We start from the raw sequence: 5,261 nt of genomic DNA, 5'->3' as shown, positions 1-5,261 counted from the left end.
GCTGGAACATAGCGAAGTTCGCGGGTGATTTCTTGCCTGATGACATGCCTCTCATGACCGCAACAAGAACAAACCAGTTCTTCCTCGGGAAGGTGGTATTCGATAATGTTCTCGGGTAAACCGCTGGTTGCTATCTTTGGTGGATAGGCTTAAAAGACCAGATATAGTCTACGATGGAAATCGCGCACTAGAACCGAAACCACATGGGACAGAAGCGGCGGCAGTTAAACAGGCTATTCAGTATGTGAATAAAACTAATGGAGGGTTGATACTGGGTGATTCTCAAGAGTTCATGGTAAGAACTTTTGGGGCCCCATCCCATACACTGCCAAGCCCTATTACGGATAATTTCGGTAGGATGTACAAAGTGACCATAGACTCTCATGGTTCTACTCCTGCATTAACCTATAGGAAAGACTATATAGGTAGGAATGAAGTTTATGATCAAGTGGCTGTTACATCAGCAGCCCTAGCGATTATTTATCCTGTTCCAGCAACGGCACCTGTACTAGTGCCGGCTTTGGCTCAGTAACTGTGGTGAGACATCCGGTGGTTGTCTGTACCCATTTTCTTTGCCAGCTGTGGTACTCTCATTTGCAGGCTAGATTCAGTGTTCACGCCAATTTGGCCAAGAACGTTGCCCAGGATGTGTCCGAAGAAGTGTTGACTATCCATACAAAGAACTAGTAAATTGGAAGAGGATGGATATATGGGAAGATGTGCTGTGAACCGTCTACAGACGAGGGGGTGAATCCGATATGCTCCATCACCGAAATTGGATGGGTGTACAGAAGAAGACGACTATAACGGTTACTTACATTCAGAAAGGTGATCTCGAAGTATAGGGTGATTCCTAGCGACCGCATTCTATTGAGAAGATGAACGTTCGTCGACAACGAAGTCGACGAACTCCAATTCTCTGCTAGGAAACTGGGTCTTGCGGACATGGGGTGTATTGCTAACTGGAAAACATTGGACTTACCTTTGTTGTCGTGGCCCAGAAAGATGGCGATGAGTAAAGAACAGTCAGAAAGACGCTGAGGAGTCGGTCCATTGGTTAGCAAGCCAAAAACATGTCTAACCTAGGTCCTGGATGAAGACACGAAACCATCGGGGCTTGTTCCGAATGAGACAGGGGGTTCTATCGCCCAGGTAAAGGGGAGGAGCTAATACCCTTGTGAGTGTTGTCTTGCGGCCGTGTAAGACCCCAGGTCCTAGCATATTCTGTGGGGAGGTTGGGCTGAGAACTTCTGGTTTACGGGGGCATTTGGTATCTTGACGATGATGAAAGGAATGAATCAAGTATGTTTACTCGATCGGGAGATAAAGAGGCGAATGTCGGTGGCCCGATTAACAGGGAATGCAAAAGGAAGGATAGTCCATGCGGAAAGTACTATGCCTATCTTGAACCGATAGACGGTATTATCAAGGTCTGGGTAGCCAAGAAAGGAGATAGGGCTTCAGCATCTCCCATTACAAATGGAACTAACCATGATGTAACTGAGTTCAACTGGAATGACCGGTCGCGTCTTGTTTTTGTCCAAACGGATGATCGGGGAGTGCCACATATATACAGGTATTACCCGGACGATGGTAGTGTTAGATGCATTGCAGAAAGACATGACCATGTTCAGATGGCAACGTTGTTACAATCAATTATGCGTGGAGTCTATAATGACACAGAACGCCAGAACGAAATACTTGAACTCCTTTGTGGCTGGCCTGAAATAAAGGATCCCTTATCTTTAACTAAGATTGATGCGCAAGTAAACTTCGCGTACTATAATGGCTTGCCATCAGAGGAAAAAGAGGGGTTTTTATACATACTATCCCGGGTGTATATATACGTATTGATTCGCTACTGCATCCTTGAGCCGGAAGAATGGGAGGAACCACTTAGAAATTACGACTTGCTGTGGCCTGTTTTGAAGGAACACCGCTTGGCGAGAATTCGCTCCCTGAATATTTCGACTGTTTTTCATATGGACATCCCGAAGAGTCTTCTTCCTAGGGGTAGTCGGGCAGTCTCTCTTATTCGGGAGATCATTCTTAGTGAGTTTCCCAACAGGAGGCTTGCTTCTCGGAAAGAGCAGGAGATCATGGTTTTGACTAATACCCGGGATGCCTATGTATTTCCCTGTAAAGAGCATGGTGATGATATTCTTTGGATCAGCTATGATCAGTATGACTATACGATTGATGGTGGGTTTGGATGTAGGGATCTGAACATGTCCTTTTCATTCGCCTTGCCTTGGGGAACACCCGCCTCTTCCTACATAGTTTATACATTTGCGGAGTTAGAGCTCGTCATGAAGAAACTGTGTGCCATATTGAAGTGGAGTTATCCTTATCACAGGGAGTTCTTCGAGCAAATAAGAAAATTCGAACGCAAGTGATTGAGAGGGGTTTCTATGTCAGCGGAATAACAGAACTTGGCTCTTGACCATTTAGTGTGGAGAGAACAATCTTGCTATTGTTTATAGTGGCGGGAAATTGAATCCATATACGAAATGGGTCGGCGACATAAGGTGATCTACCAAGCGTTTTTGAGGCATCCATAGGTAGATTCTGTTCAATGCTGAAGTAGTGTATACGGACGACACAAGGTTCGTGATGGTTAGTTCTTAGGGTTCATCTCCGTAAGTGTTGATGCTCTACCTTAGTGCAAACATATCTTAAGGAGGAGTAGCTTAGTATGAGTGAGTTTTCAACAGGGTTTCTCGTGCTAAAGGATCATGAGCAGCTGTTATCTACCTGTCTTAACGAAATGGAAATCGACGATAGTATTGGTTTTGTATATCCAGTTAACGAAAAGTGGGTCGGATTACTCCTTGCCGATGAATGGTTGATGGAACCGAAAACGGTGAACATGGTTGCGGAGATATCTAGGCAGATGCCCTTGCTGTATTTCTTCTGCGCCGAGGATCATGTGTGGGGATTTCGGGTCTACAACCTAGGAGATTGTGTTCTGTCGGGAGTGATCCCCCTTGATCCAGAGGTCGGTGAGCTGGAACTTGCGGGTACACCGTCAGCGTTTGGTCTATTTGGCTTCGATGAAGATAAAGTCAATCGTCTCAACGATTTTCTGTCTTCGGAAACAGGATTAACAGATGAGGACGGGCTGGCTGTTTTTAAGGAACTTCTCGAGTCAGTTGAATTCGGGTGGATGAGCTATAGCTATCTGATTGATGAGGGAGCAAATGACTGAGCGGGAGAGGATCCTCCGCACAGATGCCATCAGGTTTGCAGGGAGGATCTTGCCTTGGCTTATTGTTACCACAGGCAACGGAGTTGAGAGCTTTACAGACAATAGTGTCGGGGGCATGGAAGTTAAGCACTAGGGCGAAGACTTAACCACATACCTTTAAGATAGTGCAGGCGCAAAGAAATAAGGACGGATGGGCATCTAGGCCCCGTGCGATTTATGACGCATACGGGTCGGCTAATCAAGACCGTGGAAAAGGTAGCTAGGAAGGGGTCTATTACAGCACACGTTCCAGGTTAACCCAAGCCGTTAAGTAGCTCTGCTTCTGGAACCCTAGCCTATGAGCCCTTCGGTAGTGTGTTGCAGGAAACAGGTTCTACAGAAGAACATAGGCATCGCTTTACCAGCAAGCCCATGCATAGCACTGGTCTATACTATTACGGGGCGCGGTTCTATGATCCCGAGCTGGGTAGGTTTATTAGTATGGATCCGGCTAGGGATGGGTTGAATTGGTATGTATATGTACATAATAATCCAGTAAAATATGTTGATCCGGATGGTACAACGACGTCAATCACGAGGATGTATAAGCCTGGGCACTTGCTATTGCCTGTTATTGCTGGCTCAATAGCATTTGATCTAGCGATAGATCACCTAATAACAAAATGTGTGGAAAACGAACAGGAAGAAGTGGCCCCTTACCCGTTATCGATTTCCAACACAAAATCGAATCGTCGCGACAACAAGGAAAGGGTTGCTCACTATACCAGCCTTAAAAACGCTTTGAGTATTATGATGGCAGGAAGGAGCTATCCGTCCGAGGATCGCGTTTTTGCAATGGTGGAGCCCTCCGCAGCCGCTGAAGCGAGGCTTGCGGGTGCGGTTCATCCGGAGGTAAAAGCAACTTTCAACCGTGATCCTGGCTGGGAAAAAGACACACGAACTTGGTACGATGGGGGTAATTGTGTCGAGGGTTCTCTTATGAGATCGCGTGCGGGATATATGGATATTGTACACTTAGAACCAAGAATTGAACCGGTTGAACCGGTAACAACAGTGACATCTTTGTTTAAGCATTTTTGGCAATGGCTAAGAAACCTAGTTACGGATCTAGATTAAGAGTAGTCACTTCAAGAATGTGACGGGAGCTGATTATATTGTCAAGACTGTGTATTCATAAACTAGCGTATGATCATCCATCGCGAGGGTCTAGAGGGCCTTTGATGATAGATATTCCTATGGTTGGTAGAGTTTTCGAGGGGTATCGGGCATTTACCGGGGTACTAAGGTCAGGAAGGCTGTCCTGTCTGTCTGGGCATATTGGTGATGGCGTAACAGGACTTAGTCATACAATCGCCGGAGAAGTTCAAGCAGGAAGTGGTAAGATCACGATTGATGATGTAGAATACGGTGCAGAGAAGTTGGCGCGGATTGGTGTAGTCTTGCCTCGTGATTACAGCGGGAGGAGAGGAAAACCAGTACGAAAGCAGTTAACTGAAGCGTTGAATATACCTAATCGATATGCGATACAAAGTGTCACAGAATTGAAGGAACTATTCAGATTAGACGAAGATAAATTGGACAGTCCTTTATCCACATATGGCGATCAGATATGGCCCGCAACGATTGCGATTGGATTAGCTAGAGGTAAGCGGATTTTCTGCTTTCCTTGGATGAACCCTACGTACATCAAGGCCCATTTAGATGGCTGGCTCGGAAACTCTATACGACTGCTTAAACGGTATGATGCGTGGGCAGTTTTGCCAACATCCAATCCGCAGGCTCTGGCTGGTCTTGTAGATGACATTTTCACTGTCATAGGTCCTTTTCATTACTGTGCGGGAAGAGTCGATGATCTGGTAGAGGTGGTCTGGCTAGGTGATGATAGTCTGTTTTTCATTCCTAAGACTGACGGTAACGGAGCTGACAAGGATTATAGCCGAGCACTACTTAACATAAGCCTGTGTGAAAAGGAACTACATCGCGGAGGACGGGAATCTGATAAGACGGAGGAATTCATAACATCTGTTAATGCGAAATATGACAGGGGGGTAAG

At 46.0% G+C, this 5,261-nt stretch carries 6 protein-coding genes; all 6 read left to right on the top strand.

Annotation, left to right across the window (positions count from 1 at the left end):
* Positions 1 to 139: 139 nt before the first annotated feature.
* Positions 140 to 532, top strand: coding sequence for a hypothetical protein (locus M0Q40_12400; protein MCK9223390.1), 393 nt, complete (start codon positions 140 to 142; stop codon positions 530 to 532).
* A 772-nt stretch (positions 533 to 1,304) separates the two neighbouring features.
* Complete coding sequence (locus tag M0Q40_12395; GenBank protein MCK9223389.1) at positions 1,305 to 2,396, top strand: hypothetical protein; 1,092 nt, start codon at positions 1,305 to 1,307, stop codon at positions 2,394 to 2,396.
* A 299-nt stretch (positions 2,397 to 2,695) separates the two neighbouring features.
* Positions 2,696 to 3,208, top strand: a complete 513-nt coding sequence (locus M0Q40_12390) for a hypothetical protein (protein ID MCK9223388.1) — start codon at positions 2,696 to 2,698, stop codon at positions 3,206 to 3,208.
* Complete coding sequence (locus M0Q40_12385; protein ID MCK9223387.1) at positions 3,201 to 3,341, top strand: hypothetical protein; 141 nt, start codon at positions 3,201 to 3,203, stop codon at positions 3,339 to 3,341. Before M0Q40_12390 ends, M0Q40_12385 begins: the two co-directional genes overlap by 8 nt.
* Before the next feature lie 221 nt (positions 3,342 to 3,562).
* Positions 3,563 to 4,324 (top strand): RHS repeat-associated core domain-containing protein, encoded by a 762-nt coding sequence (locus tag M0Q40_12380; protein MCK9223386.1) that lies wholly within the window; start codon positions 3,563 to 3,565, stop codon positions 4,322 to 4,324.
* A 104-nt stretch (positions 4,325 to 4,428) separates the two neighbouring features.
* Positions 4,429 to 5,261: hypothetical protein (locus M0Q40_12375; GenBank protein MCK9223385.1), on the top strand; the 833-nt coding region annotated here is incomplete at its 3' end.

This window comes from Limnochordia bacterium (genome assembly GCA_023230925.1).
GTDB lineage: Bacteria > Bacillota > Limnochordia > DUMW01 > DUMW01 > JALNWK01.
This window is presented reverse-complemented; position numbering and strand designations above follow the sequence as displayed.